1 rRNA gene is annotated in these 1,779 nt (G+C 50.3%); it reads right to left on the bottom strand.

Annotated features, from left to right (window positions below):
* Positions 1-74: 74 nt before the first annotated feature.
* Positions 75-1,646 (bottom strand): 16S ribosomal RNA (locus tag FC90_RS04095).
* Positions 1,647-1,779: the final 133 nt, after the last annotated feature.

The following is a 1,779-nucleotide window of genomic DNA, read 5'->3' as shown; positions in this document are numbered from 1 at the left end:
TGAGAGTAGACCTCTCAAAACTAAACAAAGTTTCGACTTCGCAAATGTACAAGGCTTTCCGTATTATTCCTTAGAAAGGAGGTGATCCAGCCGCAGGTTCTCCTACGGCTACCTTGTTACGACTTCACCCTAATCATCTGTCCCACCTTAGACGGCTGGCTCCCCGAAAGGTTACCTCACCGGCTTTGGGTGTTACAAACTCTCATGGTGTGACGGGCGGTGTGTACAAGGCCCGGGAACGTATTCACCGCGGCATGCTGATCCGCGATTACTAGCGATTCCGGCTTCATGTAGGCGAGTTGCAGCCTACAATCCGAACTGAGAATGGTTTTAAGAGATTAGCTAAACCTCGCGGTCTCGCAACTCGTTGTACCATCCATTGTAGCACGTGTGTAGCCCAGGTCATAAGGGGCATGATGATTTGACGTCGTCCCCACCTTCCTCCGGTTTGTCACCGGCAGTCTCACTAGAGTGCCCAACTTAATGCTGGCAACTAGTAATAAGGGTTGCGCTCGTTGCGGGACTTAACCCAACATCTCACGACACGAGCTGACGACAACCATGCACCACCTGTCACTTTGTCCCCGAAGGGAAAGCTCTATCTCTAGAGTGGTCAAAGGATGTCAAGACCTGGTAAGGTTCTTCGCGTTGCTTCGAATTAAACCACATGCTCCACCGCTTGTGCGGGCCCCCGTCAATTCCTTTGAGTTTCAACCTTGCGGTCGTACTCCCCAGGCGGAGTGCTTAATGCGTTAGCTGCGGCACTGAAGGGCGGAAACCCTCCAACACCTAGCACTCATCGTTTACGGCATGGACTACCAGGGTATCTAATCCTGTTTGCTACCCATGCTTTCGAGCCTCAGCGTCAGTTACAGACCAGACAGCCGCCTTCGCCACTGGTGTTCTTCCATATATCTACGCATTTCACCGCTACACATGGAGTTCCACTGTCCTCTTCTGCACTCAAGTTTCCCAGTTTCCGATGCACTTCTTCGGTTGAGCCGAAGGCTTTCACATCAGACTTAAAAAACCGCCTGCGCTCGCTTTACGCCCAATAAATCCGGACAACGCTTGCCACCTACGTATTACCGCGGCTGCTGGCACGTAGTTAGCCGTGGCTTTCTGGTTGGATACCGTCACTACCTGATCAGTTACTATCAAATACGTTCTTCTCCAACAACAGAGTTTTACGATCCGAAAACCTTCTTCACTCACGCGGCGTTGCTCCATCAGACTTTCGTCCATTGTGGAAGATTCCCTACTGCTGCCTCCCGTAGGAGTCTGGGCCGTGTCTCAGTCCCAGTGTGGCCGATTACCCTCTCAGGTCGGCTATGCATCACGGTCTTGGTGAGCCTTTACCTCACCAACTAACTAATGCACCGCGGGTCCATCCTAAAGTGATAGCCGAAACCATCTTTCAACCTTGCACCATGCGGTGCTAGGTTTTATGCGGTATTAGCATCTGTTTCCAAATGTTATCCCCCACTTTAGGGCAGGTTACCCACGTGTTACTCACCCGTCCGCCACTCACTCAAATGTTATCAATCAGAAGCAAGCTTCTTCTATCTAACGAGAGTGCGTTCGACTTGCATGTATTAGGCACGCCGCCAGCGTTCGTCCTGAGCCAGGATCAAACTCTCGATTAAAAAGTTTGTAGCTCTTGTTTTGTTACTTAATTTATTTGCTAGCGAAATTGACTTCGCAAATATGTTTTGTGCCCCGAAGGGCGACCCTACACATTTGGTTTGTCGAAACTTTGTTCAGTTTTCAAAGGTCTAC

This window comes from Latilactobacillus graminis DSM 20719, from assembly GCF_001436415.1.
GTDB lineage: Bacteria > Bacillota > Bacilli > Lactobacillales > Lactobacillaceae > Latilactobacillus > Latilactobacillus graminis.
Note: the sequence above shows the minus strand (reverse complement) of the source record. Positions and strands in the feature narration are given on the sequence as shown.